The sequence below is a fragment of the Pseudomonas sp. FSL R10-0056 genome (assembly GCF_009600105.1).
Taxonomy (GTDB): Bacteria; Pseudomonadota; Gammaproteobacteria; order Pseudomonadales; family Pseudomonadaceae; genus Aquipseudomonas; species Aquipseudomonas bubulae.
Genome location: NZ_WIWL01000195.1, coordinates 1 through 20,113 on the forward strand (window position 1 = coordinate 1; position 20,113 = coordinate 20,113).

Below are 20,113 nucleotides of genomic sequence, written 5' to 3' on the forward strand. Positions count from 1 at the left end.
GGACGCCGCGCCAGCCGCGATGGGCCATGGATGGCCCGTCGCGGCGTGCCCCCATAACAGTGCCGGAGTGAGGGCACCGGCGAGCCTGGGCGAGGCGGCCGTATGGTAGGGCGAGGACTTTTTGGTTCCTTTTTGGTCCTTCAAAAAGGGACTCGCCGTAAGGGCGAAACCACTATTTCAGTTGGACGCGGATGCTGGATATGTACGCTGTGGGTCAGTTGTTTTGCAACGTTTACTTACCGTAACACCGCGCCGTCTGCATCGCAGGCAAGCCAGCTCCCACAGGTTTAGCGTCGCATAGAAATCCTGAGTATTTACAACTTCCACATGATTTGTGGTGCAACAAAAAACCCCGCAAAGGCCAGGCCTCCACGGGGTTTTGGGTACAGCCGCTAACGCTTAGCCAACCAGGCCCAGGGTTGCCTGTTGCACCAGCTGCAGCATCGGCTGCGGGTAGACACCCAGGAAGAACACCAGTACCGAGACCGCCAGCAGCATCACACCGCCCGCTTTCTGTTCCCAGTTCAGCGGTGCATCGTGGCGATGCAGTTTCGGCTCGACCAGGTACAGGGTCACCATCACACGCAGGTAGTAGAACACGCCAATGGCGCTACCCAGGATCAGGGAACCCACCAGCCACCATTGGTGAGCTTCAACACCGGTGGCAATGATGTAGAACTTGCCGATAAAGCCGGCCGTCAGCGGGATACCCGCCAGCGACAGCATCATCACGGTCATCACCGCAGTCAGGTACGGACGACGCCAGAACAGGCCGCGGTACTCGTACAGTGCGTCGGCGTCACGACCTTTGTACGGCGAGGACATCAACGTGATCACACCGAATGCACCCAGGCTGGTCAGCACATAGGTGATCAGGTACACGCCGATGGCTTCCATGGCCATGCCTTTGCTCGCCACCAGGGCGATCAGCAGGTAGCCAAAGTGAGCGATGGACGAGTAACCCAGCAGACGCTTGAGGTTGTTCTGGGTCAGTGCCAGCAGGTTACCGAACAGGATCGAGGCAATCGCGATCACGGTCAGGACATCGCTCATCACACCGGTGGTTGCCGATGGGGTGATCTGGAACAGACGCACCATCACGGCAAACACGGCAACTTTCGACGCGGTAGCCAGGAACGCGGCGACCGGCGCCGGAGCACCTTCGTATACGTCCGGCGTCCACAGGTGGAAAGGCACCAGCGACAGTTTGAAGGCCAGGCCTACCAGCATCATGCCCAGGCCCAGTTGGGCAATGGCGCTAGGAGCGCCAGTGGCCGCCAGGGCGTGACCGATACCGCTGAAGCTCAAGCTGCCGGCTTCGGCGTACAGCAAGGCCATGCCGAACAACAGGAACGCGGAACCGGCTGCCGACAGCACCATGTACTTGATGCCGGCTTCCAGGGAGCGCTTGTTGAAGAAGGCATAGGCCACCAGGCCGTAAACCGGTACCGAGAGCAGTTCCAGACCGATAAACAAACCGGCCAGGTGTTGCGCGCTGACCAGCACAATACCGCCGGTCGCTGCCAGCAGCATCAGCAGGTACAGCTCTTCGCGGTTGCCCGGATAGCCCGTGCCGCCTTCACCCAGGTAGGCGTGCGCCAGGGTGACGCAGGCCAGGGTCGCGACCAGGATCAGGCCGATATACAGATAGGCGAAGTTGTCCATCATCAACAGCGGGGTGACAGCCAGTGGAACAACTTTCAACGCCGGGAAGATCGACAACAGGGCCAGGTTAAGACCCGCCACCGAAAGCAGGAAGGTCTGTGAATGGTTGCGGCGCCACGCGATTGCCAGCATCACCACAACAACGGTGAGGCTGGTAATCAGCAGTGGAGCAAGCGCGATAAAGTGTTGGATCGTGAATTCCATAGCGCTCTTACCGGGCCGAAGCGAGTTGAGTGAAGGCGGTGCCGAGCCATTGCTGCACGCCATGCATGGTCGCAGCGGAGGTATCGAGGAACGGTTGTGGGTACACGCCGATAAACACCAGCAATACCGCCAGACCGAGCACCATGATCAGTTCACGTGCATCCATACCGGCCAGTACATCGTCCGATTTGGATGGGCCGAAGTAGGCACGGTGAATCATGATCAGCGAGTAGACCGAACCAAACACCAGGCCGGTTGTGGCGATCGCGGTGACCCAAGGGAAGCTGGCAAACGAGCCAATCAGGATCAGGAACTCGCCGACAAAGTTGCCGGTGCCCGGCAAGCCCAGGGACGCCGCCGCGAAGAACAGGCTAATGGCTGGCAGGTAAGCGATCTTCGACCACAAACCACCCATTTCACGCATGTCACGGGTATGCAGACGCTCATACAACTGGCCGCTGAGGATAAACAGCGCAGCTGCCGAAACACCGTGAGCCAGCATCTGGATCACGGCGCCTTGCAGGGCCAGCTGGCTGCCGGAGTAGATACCGATCAGCACGAAACCCATATGGGAAACGCTGGAGAACGCGATCAGACGCTTGATATCGGTTTGTGCGAATGCCAGGAAAGCACCGTAGAAAATCCCGATCAGACCCAGGGTCATGGCGATCGGCGCAAACTCGGCCGAGGCATTCGGGAACAGCGGCAAGGCGAAACGCAGCAAACCATACGCAGCGGTCTTCAACAGGATACCGGCCAGGTCCACAGAACCTGCGGTAGGTGCCTGTGCGTGAGCATCCGGCAGCCAGGAGTGGAACGGTACGACCGGCAGCTTCACGGCGAAAGCAATGAAGAAGCCCAGCATCAGGATGTACTCGGTGGTGAGCGACATCTTGGTTTTCAGCAACTCGGCGTAGCTGAAGGTAATCACGCCGGTGTTGTTGAAGTTGACCAGCACCAGACCCAGGATCGCCACCAGCATGATCAGGCCGGAAGCCTGAGTGAAGATGAAGAACTTGGTGGCGGCGTAGATACGGGTTTTCTTGCCGTCCGACGAGCTATGACCCCAGAGCGCGATGAGGAAATACATCGGCACCAGCATCATTTCCCAGAAGAAGAAGAACATGAACAGGTCGATGGCGAGGAACACGCCAACCACACCGCCCAAGATCCACATCAGGTTCAGGTGGAAGAAGCCCACGTGACGCTGGATTTCTTTCCACGAACACAGCACCGACAGCACACCGAGCAAGCCGGTGAGCAGGATCATCAGCAGCGACAGGCCGTCCAGCGCCAGGTGCACGCTGATACCGAAGCGGGCAATCCAGGTGTGCTGGAACTCAAGGGCCCAGGTCGGATCGGCGCCAGGCGCCGGTGCAAATGAGTAGTTCCCCTGGGACCACAGCCAAAGGCCGAGGGCAAGCTCAAGGGACATGGTCAGCAACGCAATCCAGCGTGGCAGGGTAGAGCCGAAGCGCTCACCCAGCCAGCACAGCAGGCCGCCGATAAAGGGGATCAGGATTAGCCAAGGCAGAATCATGACGGGCTCAATTCCTTTCGCAAAGTCGAAGGTTCATATCAGACCGCTACCAGCACGATGGCGCCCATGACCAGTACAGCACCGGCGGCCATGGATGCAGCGTACCAACGCAGTTGACCGGTTTCGCTGCGGCTCAGGGCGTTATGCCCGGCCTTGGCCATCTTCGGGATCAAACCAATGGTCTGGTCCAGAGGATCTTTGGCCAGCAAGCGGCAGATCAACAGGTACGGTTTGACGAACAGTTTGTCGTACAGCCAGTCGAAGCCCCAGGCAGCGAACCACCAGGCTGACAGGAAGCGACCGATGCCGCTGTTGGCGACGGCGCTTACAAAGCGACGCTTGCCCAGGTACAGCAGGGCAGCCAGCAGGATACCGGCCAGGGCGATGGCACCCGAGGCGATTTCCAGGCTGTGCTTGGCTTCACCGCCAGCATGGCCAACGCTTTGTGGCAGTACACCGGCCAGTGGCGGGGTGATCATGGCGCCGATAAAAGTCGACAGTACGATCAGCACGCTCAGTGGCAGCCAGTAGGTCACGCCGTGGCCTGCATGGGCTTCAGTCTTGGCTTCACCGTGGAACGTGACGAAGATCAGGCGGAAGGTGTACAGCGAGGTCATGAACGCACCGACCAGACCGGCATACAACAGTTCGTTGTTACCGCTGGCGAAGGCTTCCCAGAGGATTTCGTCCTTGGAGTAGAAACCGGCCGTCAGCAATGGCAAGGCAGACAGCGCCGCGCCACCGACGATAAAGCTGGCGTAGGCCAATGGCAGTTTTTTCCACAGGCCGCCCATCTTGAAGATGTTCTGCTCGTGATGGCAGGCAACGATGACCGCACCGGAGGCAAGGAACAGCAGCGCCTTGAAGAAGGCGTGGGTCATCAGGTGGAAGATCGCGCCGTCCCAGGCACCCACGCCCAATGCCAGGAACATGTAGCCGATCTGGCTCATGGTCGAGTAGGCAAGGATACGTTTGATGTCGGTTTGTACCAGTGCGGCGAAACCGGCCAGTACCAGGGTCACACCGCCGACGATGCCCACCAGGTGCAGCACTTCAGGTGCCAGGGTGAACAGGCCGTGGGTACGGGCAATCAGGTACACACCGGCGGTTACCATGGTTGCGGCGTGGATCAGTGCCGAAACCGGGGTAGGGCCGGCCATCGCGTCTGCCAGCCAGGTTTGCAGCGGCAGTTGCGCGGATTTACCGACAGCACCACCCAGCAGCATCAGGGTTGCCAGCACGATCCAGAAATCACCGGCCTGGAACTTCTGCGGTGCCAGCACCAGCAGTTCCTTGATGTTCAGCGTGCCCAGTTGCTGGAACAGGATAAACAGGCCGATGGCCAGGAACACGTCGCCGACGCGGGTCACGATAAAGGCTTTGAGTGCCGCGTTGCCGTTGTTGCGGTTGCTGTAGTAGAAACCGATCAACAGGTACGAGCACAGGCCCACGCCTTCCCAGCCGAAGTACACGAACAGCAGGTTATCGGCCAGGATCAGGAACAGCATGCTGGCGATAAACAGGTTGGTGTAGGCAAAGAAACGCGAGTAGCCGTCTTCACCGCGCATGTACCACGAGGCGAAGACATGGATCAGAAAGCCCACGCCGACCACGACACCGAGCATGGTGACCGACAGGCCGTCCAGGTGCAGGGCGAAGTTGGGCTTGAAGCCTTCTACCGAGATCCACTGCCACAGTACTTGTGTGTACTCGCCGCCGGGTGGCGGTGCGACATTGAATTGCCAGATCACAAACGCGGCCACGATGGCCGACAGGCCAATGGAGCCGACGCCGATCAGCGCCGAGAGGTTTTCGCTGAAGCGTCCACGGGAGAACGACAGCAGCAAAAAGCCGATCAGGGGGAATACGAAAGTCAGAAAGAGAAGGTTCATCCGCGCATCTCACTGGCAGCATCGATATCAAGCGTATGGAAGCGGCGATACAGCTGCAGCAGGATCGCCAGGCCGATACTGGCCTCGGCGGCTGCCAGGGTGATCACCAGGATGAACATGACCTGTCCATCCGGCTGCGCCCAGCGTGCACCGGCAACGATGAAGGCCAGAGCAGCGGCGTTCATCATGATTTCCAGACTCATCAATACGAAGAGAATGTTGCGACGTACCATCAGGCCAACCAGACCGAGGCAGAACAGGATGCAGGCAACGGCCAAACCATGTTCGAGAGGTATTCCTGGCATGTTATTGCTCCTTCGCCTCAGTACGGCCCAAGTGGAACGCCGTCACAGCTGCAGCAAGCAGCAGCATCGAGGCGAGTTCGACCACCAGCAGATACGGACCGAACAGGCTGATGCCCACGGCTTTTGCATCGATGGTGGTTTGACCGATTGCCGCACCGCTCGGGTGAGCGAACAGCACGTAGAGCAATTCGGCCAGCAGGATGGCGGACAGAATGCTCGGCCCGATCCAGATGCCCGGCTTGAGCCAGTGGCGTTCTTGCGTCACCGAGGCGGGGCCCTGGTTGAGCATCATCACCACGAACACAAACAGCACCATGATGGCACCGGCGTAGGCGATCACTTCGAGCACACCGGCAAAGGGTGCGCCGAGGCTAAAGAACGTCATCGCCACGGCAATCAGCGAAATAATCAGGTAGAGCAGGGCGTGCACAGGGTTGGTGTTGGTGATCACGCGTAGCGTGGACACGACAGCGACACCCGATGCGAAATAGAAAGCGAATTCCATCGTTCTTCCTTAAGGCAGCAAGCTCTTCACGTTGATCGGCTCGGCTTCGTTCTGGGCAGCGCCTTTCGGCTTGCCTTCCACGGCCATACCCGCAACACGATAGAAGTTGTAATCAGGGTTCTTACCGGGACCGGAGATCAGCAGATCTTCTTTCTCGTACACCAGATCCTGACGTTTGAACTCGGCCATCTCGAAATCCGGTGTCAGCTGGATCGCGGTGGTCGGGCAGGCTTCCTCACACAGGCCGCAAAAAATGCAGCGTGAGAAGTTGATGCGGAAGAACTCCGGGTACCAACGGCCATCTTCGGTTTCGGCTTTTTGCAGCGAGATGCAGCCGACCGGGCACGCCACGGCGCACAGGTTGCAGGCTACACAGCGCTCTTCGCCGTCCGGGTCGCGGGTCAGGACAATCCGGCCACGGTAGCGCGGCGGCAGGTACACCGGTTCTTCCGGATACTGCAGCGTGTCACGCTTGCGGAAGGCATGGCCAAATACCATCACCAAGCTGCGAAGCTGGGTGTAGGTGCCATGCACGATGTCAAACAGATACTTGAACATGGGTCTCTATCCTCACTGAACCGCGCCGGCAGGCGTGTTCAACAACACGACTGCGGCGGTCACCAGCAGATTGATCAGGGTCAGCGGCAGGCAGAACTTCCAGCTGAAGTCCATCACTTGGTCATACCGTGGACGCGGAATGGAAGCGCGCAGCAGGATGAAGATCATGATGAAAAACGCGGTCTTCAGGGCAAACCAGATAAACGGAATCTGTGGCAGCAGACCGAAAGGTCCGTGCCAGCCACCGAAGAACAAAGTCACCAGCAACGCCGAGATCAACACGATCCCGATGTACTCACCCACGAAGAACATGCCCCATTTCATGCCGGCGTATTCAATGTGGTAACCATCGGCCAGTTCCTGTTCCGCTTCCGGCTGGTCGAAGGGGTGACGGTGAGTCACGGCCACGCCAGCGATAAAGAAGGTCAGGAAACCGAAGATCTGCGGGATGATGAACCACAGGTTCTGCGCTTGATATTCAACGATGTCGCGCATGTTGAACGAGCCAACCTGCACCACGATGCCCATCAGCGCCAGGCCCATGAACACTTCGTAGGACACGGTTTGCGCCGAGGCACGCAAGGCACCCAGCAGGGCGAACTTGTTGTTGCTCGACCAGCCGGCGAACAGCACCGCATAGACCGACAGACCGGCCATGGCGAAGAAGAACAGGATACCGACGTTCAGATCCGCCACACCCCAGGTCGGGGTGATCGGGATAATCGCAAAGGCGATCAGCAAGGCACTCATGGCCACAACCGGCGCCAGGGTGAAAATCGCCTTGTCGGCAAACGGTGGGGTCCAGTCTTCCTTGAAGAACATCTTGATCATGTCGGCTGCGATCTGGAACGCACCGAACGGGCCCACGCGGTTCGGACCGTAACGGTCCTGCCACAGGGCCAGCAGGCGACGTTCAACCCAGCTCAGCAGCGCGCCGCACACCACTACGGCGAGCAGGATTACCACGGCTTTGACCACCGAGATAATCACGTCGATCACTTCAGGCGTAAACCAGGTCATTGGGCTGCCTCCTGCAAACCGTCAACGGTAAGGCCAAAGATCGCTGGCGGGATACCGGCCAGGCCTGCTGGCAGTGCTACCAGGCCTGCACCCAGCTCTTCATTGATACGCAGTGGCAGACGCAGGGTCACACCGGCCACGTTGAGGCTGAGCAGGGCGCCATCGTTGACACCCAGGCGGTCGGCTTCGGATTTGGCCAGTGCGATATAAGCGGCTGGAATGCGTTCTTGCACCGGTGCGGCTTTCGAAGAATTCTCTTCGCTGCCCAGCAGATGGTAGAACGGCACGACTTGCCAGGTGCCGCGAGCCGGGTTGAACGCGCCCGGAATATTGGCGAACCAATTCAGCGAGTCGCCCTTGCTTTCGATCAGGCGGATGCCCGGGTCGCCCGCACGGATATGACCACCCACTTCGTCCTGGAACTTGTTCCAGGCTTGTGGCGAGTTCCAGCCCGGCGACCAGGCGAACGGCACTTGTTGGCGCGGTTCGACGGAGCCCGAGTAACCTTCCATGGAGAAGGCGAATGCGGTGTCCGGGTCTTGCGGGGTGCGCGGTTCGTGCACGCTGATATTGGCGCGCATGGCAGTACGGCCGCTGTAGCGCAAAGGTTCGCGCGCCAGCTTCATGCCTTTGATACGGAATGCTGCCGACGGTGCCGCATCAACGATGCCGGCCAGTTCTGGCGTGCTTGCCGCTGTTTGCTGTGTCACGTGATCGAGCAGGGTCCAGTCAACCGCCTTGTTCAGCAGGGTGCTGCGCAGGGCGTGCAACCAGCGCCAGCCTTCGTGGATCAAGTTGCTCGAATCGAGGTAGCGCGGCTCGAACACCTGGAAGAAGCGTTGGGCACGACCTTCCTGACTCACCAGCGTACCGTCGCCTTCAGCAAAGCTTGCCGCTGGCAGAACCAGATCGGCACGGTCGGTGGTTGCGGTCTTCTGATGATCGGCAACGATCACCACTTTGGCCGCGTCCAGTGCTGCGTTGACCTTGACCGCATCGACACGGGTAAACAGATCGTTTTCCAGTACCACGATGGCGTCTGCTTTACCGTCGATCACTGCTTGCAATGCAGCGTCTACCGATTCGCCGCCGAGCATGGCCAGACCGAGGCTGTTGGCTTCCGGCACGACCAGGCTGATGGAGCCGGCTTTCTCACGCAGGTGCAGCGCCTTGGCGATGTTACCTGCGGCTTCGATCAGGGCCTTGGAGCCCAGCGAGGTACCGGCAATGATCAATGGGCGTTTGGCTGCAAGCAGGGCGTCGGCGATGCGTTTGGCCAGCTCCAGGGCTTCAGCGTCCAGGCCGGCAACGGCAGGGGCGCTGGCGTCGATGGCGTGAGCCACGGCGAAACCGATACGGGCCAGGTCATCCGGCGCAGCGTGTACGCATTCTTCAGCCACGTCGTCGAGCTTGGTTTCAGCCAGGCTGGCAATAAACAGCGGGTTCAGCGCGTGCTGACCGATGTTTTTCACCGCAGCGTCGAGCCACGGCTGAACGCGCATGGCGTCGGCCATTTCTTCAGCTTTGCCCTTGACCGACTGACGCAGCGACAGCGCCATACGGGCGGCGGTCTGGGTCAGGTCTTCACCCAGTACGAAGATGGCGTCGTGATCTTCGATCTCGCGCATGTTCGGGACGGGCAGCGGGCTGTCTTTCAAGACTTGCAGCACCAGGCGGATGCGCTCCAGCTCACCGGCTTCGATACCCGAGTAGAAGTGCTCGGCACCGACCAGCTCGCGCAACGCGTAGTTGCTTTCGAGGCTGGCGCGCGGCGATCCGATACCGACGATGTTACGACCGCGCAACAGATCGGCGGCTTTATCCAGTGCAGCGTCAACGCTCAGTTTGCTGCCGTCGGCCAACAATGGCTGACGTGGGCGGTCGGTGCGGTTGACGTAGCCATAGCCAAAACGGCCACGGTCACACAGGAAGTACTGGTTAACCGAACCGTTGAAACGGTTTTCGATGCGACGCAGTTCACCGTAACGCTCGCCCGGGCTGATGTTGCAGCCGCTGGAACAACCGTGGCAGATGCTTGGTGCAAACTGCATGTCCCATTTGCGGTTGTAACGCTCGGAGTGAGTTTTGTCGGTGAACACACCGGTCGGGCAGACTTCTGTGAGGTTGCCCGAGAACTCGCTTTCGAGCACGCCGTCTTCAACGCGACCGAAGTACACGTTGTCGTGGGCGCCGAATACACCGAGGTCAGTGCCGCCCGCGTAGTCTTTATAGAAACGCACACAGCGATAGCAGGCGATGCAGCGGTTCATTTCGTGGGAAATGAACGGGCCGAGTTCCTGGTTCTGGTGAGTACGCTTGGTGAAGCGATAACGGCGCTCGTTGTGGCCGGTCATCACGGTCATGTCTTGCAGATGGCAGTGGCCGCCCTCTTCGCACACAGGACAGTCGTGCGGGTGGTTGGTCATCAGCCATTCAACAACGCTGGCGCGAAACACTTTCGCTTCTTCGTCGTCGATGGAAATCCAGCTACCGTCGGTGGCCGGGGTCATGCATGACATGACGATACGACCACGCTTGTCGTTCTCGTCGGTGTACTGCTTGACGGCGCATTGGCGGCAGGCGCCAACACTGCCCAGGGCAGGGTGCCAGCAGAAATACGGGATATCGAGGCCCAGCGACAGACATGCCTGTAACAGGTTGTCTGCCCCATCGACTTCGAGATCTTTGCCGTCTACGTGGATAGTGGCCATGGTTCAAAGGTCTTCGTTGGCCCGGTGTCAGCGGGCGTGGCTAATGGAATCTTGTTATGCGTTCGAAGCAACCCAGCCTTACGGCGTTATCGAACGATCAGAAGGGGGCACGGACCCCCTTCATTCAGAGCGTTACGCGCCGATAACAATCGGGCGTGCCAGAGGTGGAACACCGGGTTTTGCTTGCGCAATACCGGCTTCGAACTCTGGACGGAAGTACTTGATCGCGCTGCCCAACGGTTCCACGGCGCCCGGTGCGTGAGCACAGAACGTCTTGCCAGGGCCGAGGAAACCGACCAGACCCAGCAGGGTCTCGATATCGCCAGGCTGACCTTCGCCGTGTTCGATCGCCATCAGCAGCTTGACGCTCCACGGCAGACCATCACGGCAAGGGGTGCAGAAACCGCACGACTCACGGGCAAAGAACTGTTCCATGTTGCGCAGCAAGGAGACCATGTTGACGCTGTCGTCCACGGCCATGGCCAGGCCAGTACCCATACGGGTGCCAACCTTGGCGATGCCGCCGGCATACATTTGTGCGTCCAGGTGCTCGGGCAACAGGAAGCCGGTACCGGCGCCGCCTGGCTGCCAGCACTTGAGCTTGAAGCCGTCGCGCATGCCGCCGGCGTAGTCTTCGAACAGCTCGCGAGCGGTCACGCCGAATGGCAGTTCCCACAGGCCAGGGTTCTTCACTTTGCCGGAGAAGCCCATCAGCTTGGTGCCGTGGTCTTCGCTGCCTTCGCGGGCGAGGGATTTGTACCAGTCAACGCCGTTGCCGATGATGGCCGGTACGTTGCACAGGGTTTCCACGTTGTTCACGCAGGTCGGCTTGCCCCATACGCCCACAGCGGCCGGGAACGGCGGCTTGGAGCGCGGGTTGGCGCGACGGCCTTCGAGGGAGTTGATCAGTGCGGTTTCTTCACCGCAGATGTAACGCCCGGCGCCGGTGTGCACGAACAGTTCGAAGTCGAAACCCGAACCGAGGATATTCTTGCCCAGCAGGCCTGCTGCCTTGGCTTCTTCGACGGCACGGCGCAGATGCACCGCTGCAGTGGTGTATTCGCCACGCAGGAAGATATAGCCACGGTAGGTTTTCAGTGCGCGGGCACTGATCAGCATGCCTTCGATCAGCAGATGGGGCAGTTGCTCCATCAGCATGCGGTCTTTCCAGGTGTTGGGTTCCATTTCATCGGCGTTACACAACAGGTAACGGATGTTCATGGATTCGTCTTTGGGCATCAGCCCCCACTTCACGCCCGTCGGGAAGCCGGCACCGCCGCGACCCTTGAGGCCTGCGTCTTTCACGGTCTGGACGATATCGTCCTGGGCCATGTCGGCGAAGGCCTTGCGCGCAGCGGCGTAGCCGTCCTTGGCCTGGTACTCGTCGAGCCACACGGGCTCGCCGTCGTCACGCAGGCGCCAGGTCAGCGGGTGGGTTTCTGCCGAACGCTTGATCAGGTTGGCAGGGCCGAAAGAAGTCAGGCTCATGGGTAGGCCTCCAACAACGTGGCGACGCCAGCAGGCTGCACGTCACCGAATGTGTCGTCGTCGATCATCAACGCCGGCGCCTTGTCGCAGTTGCCCAGGCAGCACACCGGCAGCAGCGTAAAGCGGCCGTCCGGGGTGGTCTGACCGAGGCCGATGCCCAGCTTGTTCTGGATTTCGCCGACCACGGATTCGTGGCCACCGATGTAGCAGACCATGCTGTCGCACACGCGGATGATGTGGCGGCCGACCGGCTGACGGAAGATCTGGCTGTAGAACGTAGCCACGCCTTCAACGTCGCTGGCAGGGATGCCCAGCAGTTCGCCGATGGCGTATATCGCGCCGTCCGGCACCCAGCCGCGTTCCTTCTGAACGATCTTCAGGGCTTCGATCGACGCCGCGCGCGGGTCTTCGTAGTGATGCATCTCATGCTCGATGGCCGAGCGCTCGGTTTCGCTCAGGGCGAAACGGTCTGTCTGGATAAGCGTGCTGTTCATGCTTAGCGGTCCACGTCGGCCATAACGAAATCGATACTACCCAGGTACGCAATCAAGTCCGCGACCATTTCACCTTTGATCACCGAAGGGATCTGTTGCAGGTGCGGGAAGCTTGGGGTGCGAATCCGGGTGCGGTAGCTCATGGTGCCGCCATCGCTCGTCAGGTAATAACTGTTGATGCCCTTGGTCGCTTCGATCATCTGGAAGGATTCGTTGGCCGGCATCACCGGGCCCCACGAAACTTGCAGGAAGTGCGTGATCAAGGTCTCGATATGCTGCAGCGTGCGTTCTTTAGGCGGCGGCGTGGTCAGCGGGTGATCCGCCTTGTACGGGCCGGCCGGCATGTTGCGCATGCACTGCTCGATGATTTTCAGGCTCTGGCGCATTTCTTCGACGCGCACGATGCAACGATCGTAGGCATCGCCGTTGGCTGCCAGCGGGACTTCGAATTCGAAGTTCTCGTAGCCGGAATACGGGCGCGCCTTGCGGATATCGAAGTCACAACCGGTGGAGCGCAGGCCGGCACCGGTGACGCCCCATTCCAGGGCCTCTTTGGTGTTGTAGGCGGCAACGCCGATGGTACGACCACGCAGGATGCTGTTGTCCAGAGCGGCTTTCTGGTACTCGTCCAGACGCTTGGGCATCCAGTCGATGAACTCCTTGACCAGGCGATCCCAGCCGTTCGGCAGGTCGTGGGCAACGCCGCCGATGCGGTACCAGGCCGGGTGCAGACGGAAACCGGTGATGGCCTCGATCACCTTGTAAGCGCGCTGACGGTCGGTGAACGTGAAGAACACCGGGGTCATGGCGCCCACGTCCTGGATATAGGTACCCAGGAACAGCAGGTGGCTGGTGATACGGAAGAATTCGGCCATCATGATGCGGATGGTGTCGACCCGGTCAGGCACTTTGATACCGGCCAGCTTCTCGACCGAGAGCACGTACGGCAGGTTGTTCATCACGCCGCCGAGGTAGTCGATACGGTCGGTGTACGGGATGAAGCTGTGCCAGGACTGGCGTTCGGCCATTTTCTCGGCGCCACGGTGGTGGTAACCGACGTCAGGCACGCAGTCGACGATCTCTTCACCGTCCAGCTGCAGGATGATGCGGAAGGCACCGTGAGCCGAAGGGTGGTTCGGCCCCAGGTTGAGGAACATGTAGTCCTCGTTTTCACCGGAGCGTTTCATGCCCCAGTCTTCCGGGCGGAAGCGCGCGGCTTCCTCTTCCAGCTGCACCTTGGCCAGGGTCAGGCTGTACGGATCGAACTCGGTAGCACGGGCCGGGAAGTCCTTGCGCAGCGGGTGACCTTCCCAGGTCGGCGGCATCATGATGCGCGACAGGTGCGGGTGGCCTTTGAAATCGATGCCGAACATGTCCCAGACTTCACGCTCGTACCAGTTGGCGTTCGGCCAGATACCGGTCACGGTAGGGACACTCAGGTCTTTTTCAGACAGGGCCACCTTGATCATGACGTCGCTGTTACGTTCCAGCGACATCAGGTGGTAGAAGACGGTGAAGTCTGCACCCGATGGCAGGCCCTGACGCTTGGTACGCAGACGTTCGTCCACACCGTGCAGGTCATAGAGCATGACGTAGGGTTTTGGCAGGTTGCGCAGGAAGGTCAGTACTTCGACCAGTTTTGCGCGGCTAACCCAAAGCACCGGCATGCCGGTGCGCGTGGCCTGGGCGGTGAACGCCTCAGGGCCAAAACGGGTGTTGAGTTCGACAACCACATCTTGGTCGTCAGCCTTGTAAGGCGGGATGTACAGAGCGGAGCCTGCAGTCATGGTTTTTTATCGCTTTCGGTCAACGTAAAGAATGAAGCCAGTGATTCGTTCTATTGAGTAGAAACGGCGCTGGATCAGACTTCGTCGGGGCTGCGCAGGTTGGTTACCTGAATACGCTGTTCGCGGCGCTGTTCCTTTTGCGATGGCATCTCGGCGCGGTACACGCCTTGTTCGCCAACGACCCAGGAAAGTGGGCGACGCTCCTGGCCAATCGACTCTTGCAAGAGCATCAAGCCTTGCAGAAAAGCCTCAGGGCGGGGCGGGCAGCCGGGTACGTAAACGTCCACAGGCAAGAACTTGTCGACCCCTTGAACCACGGAGTAGATGTCGTACATGCCACCGGAGTTGGCGCACGAACCCATGGAAATGACCCATTTAGGTTCAAGCATTTGCTCGTAGAGACGCTGGATGATCGGCGCCATCTTGATAAAGCAGGTCCCGGCAATAACCATGAAATCCGCCTGACGCGGCGAAGCCCGGATAACCTCGGCGCCAAAGCGCGCGATGTCGTGGGGCGCCGTGAAGGCGGTGGTCATTTCCACATAGCAGCACGACAGGCCGAAGTTGTACGGCCACAGGGAATTTTTACGTCCCCAGTTGACCGTGCCGTTCAGCACGTCTTCGAGCTTGCCCATGAAAATGTTTTTGTGGACTTGATCTTCTAACGGATCGGCAACGGTTTCCCGTGTGCCGATCGGGTATTGCTCGTTAGGAGCATCCGGGTCGATCCTGGTGAGTTCGTATTGCATCGCCAAAGCCTCATTGTTTCAGCTTGGCCTGCCGCTTACGACGAGCTTCCGGTGCCCAATCAAGAGCACCCACCCGAAATAGGTAGACAAGGCCTGCCAACAGAATTGCTATGAAAACGAGAGCTTCGACGAATCCGGTCCAGCCGCTTTCGCGAACAGACACAGACCAGGCAAAGAGAAAGAGGGCTTCGATATCGAAGATCACGAACAGCATCGCGACCAGATAGAATTTGGCTGAGAGCCGCAAGCGGGCGCCACCGGTAGGTAGCATGCCGGACTCGAACGGTTCATTTTTGCTGCGACCCCAGGCTTTTGACCCAAGGAGGCTGGAGACGCCAAGCATGAAGGCACAGAGGCCGACAACGCCGAGAAGGAAAATGGCAAAGCCCCAGTTGTGGGCTATGAGTCCTGTCGCTTCGGGCATGCTGGAAATCCTTAACAGAGAGCAAAGGTCTCTGAGCTAGAAAAGGTGATAAAGCAGTGACGTTATGTCGCAGTGCTATTGATTGCCGGGATTTTATGGCTAAACACCCAGCAAGTAAATTTTCTAAGATGAATTAATTCAGTCCTTTAGTTGTAGAACCTCCATCAATGTCTATGCAGGCCTTGAACTGTGGGCGTTACAGCGTTTTTCAGTGTTTGTTTTTCAGTGTTCATGTATTCAACAAAAGCAACTCGTAATGATAATTAATATCGTTTGAGTGGTTGTTTGTTGTGTCGCTATGTCGCAGGCCTGTAGAACTTGGCTTATATAAGCGCTGTTAGCAAGTTTGGAACTTGGCTTTTTAACCCGGTCTGGCGATCGAAGCATGGATCTGGGTCAGTGTTTTGTCGGATGGGCAGGGCAGCGGGATGTCTTTCTGTGGGAGCGGGCTTGCTCGCGATGCTGATAACTCGGTCCTCCAGGCAGGCGCGGTGATGCCATCGCGAGCAAGCCCGCTCCCACAGGGGAGGGGTGTACAAGTCGCCGGGCAAAAAAACGCCCCGAACCAGTCGGGGCGTCATGGGCATGGCATTGCGTTTGTTCTTTACAGGCTGGGCAATGGCCGTGGTTCCATTATCAGTGGAACTGTTCTTCTTCTGTAGAGCCGGTCAGGGCGGTAACCGAAGACGAACCACCCTGGATCACGGTGGTCATGTCGTCGAAGTAGCCAGTGCCCACTTCCTGCTGGTGCGCCACAAAGGTGTAGCCTTTGGCTGCGTCAGCAAATTCCTGCTCTTGCAGTTTCACGTAGGCGGTCATGTCGTTGCGGGCGTAGTCGTGCGCCAGGTTGAACATGCTGTGCCACATGTTGTGGATACCCGCCAGGGTGATGAACTGGTGTTTGTAGCCCATTGCCGACAGCTCGCGCTGGAATTTGGCGATGGTCGCGTCGTCCAGGTTTTTCTTCCAGTTGAAGGAAGGCGAACAGTTGTACGACAGCAACTGGTCCGGGTATTCCTTTTTGATTGCTTCGGCAAAGCGGCGCGCTTCTTCCAGGTCCGGCTTGGCGGTTTCGCACCAGATCAGGTCGGCATACGGCGCGTAAGCCAGGCCACGGGCAATGGCTTGATCAAGGCCGGCACGTACTTTATAGAAGCCTTCCTTGGTGCGCTCGCCAGTCACGAATGGCTGGTCGTACGGGTCGCAATCGGAAGTCAGCAGGTCAGCCGCGTTGGCGTCGGTACGAGCCAGAATGATGGTCGGCGTACCGGCAACGTCAGCTGCCAGACGTGCTGCTGTCAGTTTTTGCACAGCTTCCTGGGTCGGAACCAGTACCTTGCCGCCCATGTGACCGCATTTTTTCACCGAGGCCAGCTGGTCTTCGAAGTGAACGCCTGCAGCGCCCGCTTCGATCATGCTTTTCATCAGCTCGTAAGCGTTGAGTACGCCGCCGAAACCGGCTTCAGCGTCAGCCACGATCGGTGCGAAGTAGTCGATATAACCCTGGTCGCCCGGGTTTTTACCGGCTTTCCACTGAATCTGGTCGGCACGACGGAATGAGTTGTTGATGCGCTTGACCACGGTTGGAACGGAGTCCACCGGGTACAGCGACTGATCCGGGTACATGGATTCGGCAGAGTTGTTGTCTGCCGCCACTTGCCAACCCGACAGGTAGATAGCCTGGATACCGGCTTTAACCTGTTGTACCGCTTGGCCCCCGGTCAGGGCGCCCATGCAGTTGACGAAATCTTTCTCAGGACGGAAGGACGGGTGTGCGCCCTGTGTCACCAGTTTCCACAGCTTGTCGGCACCCATTTTTGCAAAGGTGTGCTCGGGTTGAACCGAGCCGCGCAGGCGGACCACGTCAGCAGCGGAGTAATCGCGAGTCACGCCTTTCCAGCGTGGGTTTTCGGCCCAGTCTTTCTCAAGGGCTGCAATTTGCTGTTCGCGTGTCAGTGCCATGGTGATAAACCTCGTCGCATAGGTCTGGGTTGAAAAATGGTTGCTCCACCAGGCACACAACACTGTTGTTTGTATAAGTGCGTGAATGGCGGCTCGCTACGGGCAGTACAGGCCCCAGGGCCTTTGCGGGGCCTCTGATCAGCGGGAGCGGGGCCATCATGCCTTTGCATTTTTGAGGCGTCAAATGTTTTGTAGTGCTTTTTTTATAACACTACATAATTTGCGAAAAACGACTCGTCGGTCAGTTTTGGCCCTTTTGGTCGAGTACATCGACTTTGACCCGAATGGTCATGTCATCCCGGCTTTGCGTAGAGTAGCTGCGGGTTTGCGGCGGATTGTCAGTCTGGTTAAGAGCGTTGTTGCCCGCCACGGTTATCCATTGCCCCAGAGGGCCGCTGACTTGTGTGTCGGTACTTTGCGTGTTCACTACATCGGGTTGCTCCTGGCTCATGCGATCGCGAGTCGTACTGATCGCCAGGTGTACCGTTTCACCTGTGACGCTGGCGGTCACGTAAAAACCCCGGGTGACGTTGCGGTAGTCGGTCTGGGTAAGCAAGCGGCCGTAGGCGTCGGTCTGGGTGCTGGTCAGCGGTACGCTCTGGCCGATCTGGATAAATGCCGGGGTGCCTTCGCTGGTCTGGATTTGCTGGGTGCCGCCGTCGCGGCTGGCGGTGCTGATCACCCGGGTGTCCGGATCATTAGTGGCCAGGTTGTTGTCACTGGTATCGACCGTGATCAGCAGGCGCCGGGCGGGTGTGTCGAGTTGCGCCAGCAGGTCTTCGAGGTTCTGGATTTTCGAGGCGCCTGCCTCGACGATCAGTTGGTTGCCATAGGCGCTGACTTTGCCTTTTTTGCCGATAAAGTTCTGCGCGATGGGCAGCAATTCTGCACTGGTGCGGTTTTGCAGGGTGATGACGCGGGTGTCGGCGATCGCGCTGAAGCTAGCGATCAGCAGCAGGCCAGCGATGAAGGGGCGTAGGGACATGTCCATTATCTCCGCAATGCTTGAAAGGGCTGGGTCTGAGTGTGCCAGATAGCAAAACGCCCTGCGATCCGGGGATGGCAGGGCGTTTTGCAAAACTGCTGTGGGAGCGAGCCTGCTCGCGAAGTTCTCAAGAGTGCCGCGCTAGCAGCCTTCGCGAGCAGGCTCGCTCCCACAGAGATCGGCGTGGCAGTTAGCTCACCCGCACCATATCAACGTGGGGAATCCCTGCTTCGAGGAATTCATCGCTGACGATCTTGAAGCCAAGGCGCTCGTAGAAGGGTGTGGCATGCACTTGGGCACTGAGCATTTGTTGCTTGAGGCCACGTTTTTCGGCTTCAAGAATCGTGGCCTGCATCAGTGCGTCGCCAACCTTCAGGCCGCGCCAGTCCTTGAGAACCGATACGCGGCCGATATGGCCGTCCGGCAGGAGCCGGGCGGTACCAATCGGGAAGTCGCCTTCATAGGCCAGAAAATGCACGGCATCGGCATCGTCTGCATCCCACTCCAGTTCTGGAGGTACAGATTGTTCGGCAATAAATACCGCCTCACGAATGCGTCGAAGTTCGGCGTTGTCCTTTTGCCAGTCGGCGACACGTACGTGAATGCTATTCATCAGCGAACCCCAGGCTTCCTTGTTTAACCAGCTCGCAGAGCAGGTTGCGTCCATCTTCATCGGCCAGCCATGTGCCGAGGTTGTCACTGTGCAGCGCGTCGGCGGCACAGATCATTTTCAGCAGTTCGCGCAGCTTGCCCGGCAGCAGGCGGCTTTGGCCGCTGGCGAATAACAACAGATCGTCATCGACCTCGGACCATGCCAGGCGTGCGCTCGGGTTGCGGATCAGGATCGCGCCCTGTTCCAGGCTACCCAACAGGTCTTCTTCTTCGAGTTCAGGGCCGACCACGAGTTCCGGATAACGTGGCTCGGTCATGAACTGGCCGAACCAGGTCAGCAGCATGCGCTCGTCGCTCATGTGCTCGGTCAGCAGGCTCTTGAGGCGATCAAGGGCGTCGTGCTGGATCTGGTGCGGGTCGCTGACCGGTTGCGCGTCAGCGTCGGTGTAGCGATCTTCGTCCGGCAGGTACTGGCTGAGGAAGTCGGTGAAGTGGGTCAGTACTTCAGCGGCGCTCGGTGCACGGAAGCCCACCGAGTAGGTCAGGCAGTCGTCTACGGCTACGCCACAGTGGGCCAGGCGCGGTGGCAGGTAGAGCATGTCGCCGGGCTCAAGGGTCCATTCGTCGGTGGCCTGGAAATCAGCGAGGATACGCAGGTCCGCGTGCTCCAGCAGCTTGCTGTCGGAGTCGCACATCTGGCCGATCTGCCAGTGACGCTTGCCATGACCCTGCAGCAGGAACACGTCGTAGTTGTCGAAGTGCGGACCAACACTGCCACCTGGGGCGGCGTAGCTGATCATCACGTCGTCGATACGCCAGCTCGGCAGGAAGCGGAAGTTTTCCAGCAGTTCATTGACTTCAGGCACGAACTGATCAACGGCCTGCACCAGCAGAGTCCACTCGCGCTCTGGCAGTTTGCCGAATTCGTCTTCGGCGAACGGACCGCGGCGCAGTTCCCATGGGCGCTCGCCGTGTTCGATGATCAGGCGCGATTCGACTTCTTCTTCAAGGGCCAGACCGGCCAGTTCGTCGGCGTCGATCGGGCTTTCGAAGTCAGGAATTGCCTGGCGCACCAGCAGCGGTTTTTTCTGCCAGTAGTCGCGCATGAACTCGCGCGCAGTGATGCCGCTCAGAAGTTGAAGAGGAATGTCAGGATTCATGTGTAACCTATTGAAAAATTGCACTTTGTAATCGGGAATAAAAACGCCCGGC

General features: G+C 59.1%; 17 protein-coding genes. All 17 read right to left on the minus strand.

The genetic code is table 11. The annotated features are described in order from the left end of the window. Positions 1-399: 399 nt before the first annotated feature. Positions 400-1,869 carry an NADH-quinone oxidoreductase subunit NuoN gene (gene nuoN, locus GHO42_RS17310; protein ID WP_095003304.1) on the minus strand — a complete coding sequence of 490 codons (1,470 nt, stop codon included), beginning with the start codon at positions 1,867-1,869 and terminating at the stop codon, positions 400-402. Positions 1,870-1,876: 7 nt separating this feature from the next. After that, entirely contained in the window at positions 1,877-3,409 is a 1,533-nt protein-coding gene (gene nuoM / locus GHO42_RS17315) for an NADH-quinone oxidoreductase subunit M (protein ID WP_095003303.1), read from the minus strand. 38 nt (positions 3,410-3,447) lie between these two features. Then, positions 3,448-5,301, minus strand: a complete 1,854-nt coding sequence (nuoL, locus tag GHO42_RS17320; RefSeq protein WP_095003302.1) for an NADH-quinone oxidoreductase subunit L — start codon at positions 5,299-5,301, stop codon at positions 3,448-3,450. Beyond that, positions 5,298-5,606: an NADH-quinone oxidoreductase subunit NuoK gene (gene nuoK, locus GHO42_RS17325; RefSeq protein WP_153328327.1), complete on the minus strand. Its 309-nt coding sequence runs from the start codon at positions 5,604-5,606 to the stop codon at positions 5,298-5,300. The genes nuoL and nuoK overlap by 4 nt, the downstream gene beginning before the upstream one ends. Position 5,607: 1 nt before the next feature. Next, positions 5,608-6,111, minus strand: coding sequence for an NADH-quinone oxidoreductase subunit J (gene nuoJ / locus GHO42_RS17330; protein ID WP_019412102.1), 504 nt, complete (start codon positions 6,109-6,111; stop codon positions 5,608-5,610). A 9-nt stretch (positions 6,112-6,120) separates the two neighbouring features. Beyond that, complete coding sequence (nuoI, locus tag GHO42_RS17335) at positions 6,121-6,669, minus strand: NADH-quinone oxidoreductase subunit NuoI (RefSeq protein WP_016780194.1); 549 nt, start codon at positions 6,667-6,669, stop codon at positions 6,121-6,123. Between the two features lie 12 nt (positions 6,670-6,681). Then, positions 6,682-7,689, minus strand: a complete 1,008-nt coding sequence (gene nuoH / locus GHO42_RS17340; RefSeq protein WP_016780195.1) for an NADH-quinone oxidoreductase subunit NuoH — start codon at positions 7,687-7,689, stop codon at positions 6,682-6,684. Continuing rightward, positions 7,686-10,400, minus strand: a complete 2,715-nt coding sequence (nuoG, locus tag GHO42_RS17345) for an NADH-quinone oxidoreductase subunit NuoG (RefSeq protein ID WP_095024123.1) — start codon at positions 10,398-10,400, stop codon at positions 7,686-7,688. The genes nuoH and nuoG overlap by 4 nt, the downstream gene beginning before the upstream one ends. Before the next feature lie 132 nt (positions 10,401-10,532). Beyond that, positions 10,533-11,888 (minus strand): NADH-quinone oxidoreductase subunit NuoF, encoded by a 1,356-nt coding sequence (gene nuoF / locus GHO42_RS17350; RefSeq protein ID WP_086796175.1) that lies wholly within the window; start codon positions 11,886-11,888, stop codon positions 10,533-10,535. Next, positions 11,885-12,382, minus strand: a complete 498-nt coding sequence (gene nuoE, locus GHO42_RS17355) for an NADH-quinone oxidoreductase subunit NuoE (protein WP_088379405.1) — start codon at positions 12,380-12,382, stop codon at positions 11,885-11,887. The genes nuoF and nuoE overlap by 4 nt, the downstream gene beginning before the upstream one ends. A gap of 2 nt (positions 12,383-12,384) precedes the next feature. Further along, positions 12,385-14,169: an NADH-quinone oxidoreductase subunit C/D gene (gene nuoC, locus GHO42_RS17360; RefSeq protein ID WP_095003300.1), complete on the minus strand. Its 1,785-nt coding sequence runs from the start codon at positions 14,167-14,169 to the stop codon at positions 12,385-12,387. Between the two features lie 74 nt (positions 14,170-14,243). Then, positions 14,244-14,918: an NADH-quinone oxidoreductase subunit B family protein gene (locus tag GHO42_RS17365; protein ID WP_016780200.1), complete on the minus strand. Its 675-nt coding sequence runs from the start codon at positions 14,916-14,918 to the stop codon at positions 14,244-14,246. A 10-nt stretch (positions 14,919-14,928) separates the two neighbouring features. Further along, entirely contained in the window at positions 14,929-15,342 is a 414-nt protein-coding gene (locus GHO42_RS17370; protein WP_003446990.1) for an NADH-quinone oxidoreductase subunit A, read from the minus strand. 636 nt (positions 15,343-15,978) lie between these two features. Continuing rightward, entirely contained in the window at positions 15,979-17,304 is a 1,326-nt protein-coding gene (gene aceA, locus GHO42_RS17375; protein WP_048365296.1) for an isocitrate lyase, read from the minus strand. Positions 17,305-17,545: 241 nt separating this feature from the next. Continuing rightward, the gene (locus GHO42_RS17380) at positions 17,546-18,289 is read right to left on the minus strand and encodes a secretin N-terminal domain-containing protein (protein ID WP_095019132.1); all 744 of its coding nucleotides are present in this window, start codon (positions 18,287-18,289) and stop codon (positions 17,546-17,548) included. A gap of 190 nt (positions 18,290-18,479) precedes the next feature. After that, the gene (locus tag GHO42_RS17385) at positions 18,480-18,902 is read right to left on the minus strand and encodes a GNAT family N-acetyltransferase (protein WP_095003299.1); all 423 of its coding nucleotides are present in this window, start codon (positions 18,900-18,902) and stop codon (positions 18,480-18,482) included. Further along, positions 18,895-20,061, minus strand: coding sequence for a cupin domain-containing protein (locus GHO42_RS17390; protein WP_153328325.1), 1,167 nt, complete (start codon positions 20,059-20,061; stop codon positions 18,895-18,897). Before GHO42_RS17390 ends, GHO42_RS17385 begins: the two co-directional genes overlap by 8 nt. Positions 20,062-20,113 lie beyond the last annotated feature (52 nt).

Bases quoted from the DNA above. Each gene is read 5' to 3' on its own strand.
- nuoN (WP_095003304.1), bottom strand. From the start codon at position 1,869: ATGGAATTCACGATCCAACACTTTATCGCGCTTGCTCCACTGCTGATT.
- nuoM (WP_095003303.1), bottom strand. From the start codon at position 3,409: ATGATTCTGCCTTGGCTAATCCTGATCCCCTTTATCGGCGGCCTGCTG.
- nuoL (WP_095003302.1), bottom strand. From the start codon at position 5,301: ATGAACCTTCTCTTTCTGACTTTCGTATTCCCCCTGATCGGCTTTTTG.
- nuoK (WP_153328327.1), bottom strand. From the start codon at position 5,606: ATGCCAGGAATACCTCTCGAACATGGTTTGGCCGTTGCCTGCATCCTG.
- nuoJ (WP_019412102.1), bottom strand. From the start codon at position 6,111: ATGGAATTCGCTTTCTATTTCGCATCGGGTGTCGCTGTCGTGTCCACG.
- nuoI (WP_016780194.1), bottom strand. From the start codon at position 6,669: ATGTTCAAGTATCTGTTTGACATCGTGCATGGCACCTACACCCAGCTT.
- nuoH (WP_016780195.1), bottom strand. From the start codon at position 7,689: ATGACCTGGTTTACGCCTGAAGTGATCGACGTGATTATCTCGGTGGTC.
- nuoG (WP_095024123.1), bottom strand. From the start codon at position 10,400: ATGGCCACTATCCACGTAGACGGCAAAGATCTCGAAGTCGATGGGGCA.
- nuoF (WP_086796175.1), bottom strand. From the start codon at position 11,888: ATGAGCCTGACTTCTTTCGGCCCTGCCAACCTGATCAAGCGTTCGGCA.
- nuoE (WP_088379405.1), bottom strand. From the start codon at position 12,382: ATGAACAGCACGCTTATCCAGACAGACCGTTTCGCCCTGAGCGAAACC.
- nuoC (WP_095003300.1), bottom strand. From the start codon at position 14,169: ATGACTGCAGGCTCCGCTCTGTACATCCCGCCTTACAAGGCTGACGAC.
- GHO42_RS17365 (WP_016780200.1), bottom strand. From the start codon at position 14,918: ATGCAATACGAACTCACCAGGATCGACCCGGATGCTCCTAACGAGCAA.
- GHO42_RS17370 (WP_003446990.1), bottom strand. From the start codon at position 15,342: ATGCCCGAAGCGACAGGACTCATAGCCCACAACTGGGGCTTTGCCATT.
- aceA (WP_048365296.1), bottom strand. From the start codon at position 17,304: ATGGCACTGACACGCGAACAGCAAATTGCAGCCCTTGAGAAAGACTGG.
- GHO42_RS17380 (WP_095019132.1), bottom strand. From the start codon at position 18,289: ATGTCCCTACGCCCCTTCATCGCTGGCCTGCTGCTGATCGCTAGCTTC.
- GHO42_RS17385 (WP_095003299.1), bottom strand. From the start codon at position 18,902: ATGAATAGCATTCACGTACGTGTCGCCGACTGGCAAAAGGACAACGCC.
- GHO42_RS17390 (WP_153328325.1), bottom strand. From the start codon at position 20,061: ATGAATCCTGACATTCCTCTTCAACTTCTGAGCGGCATCACTGCGCGC.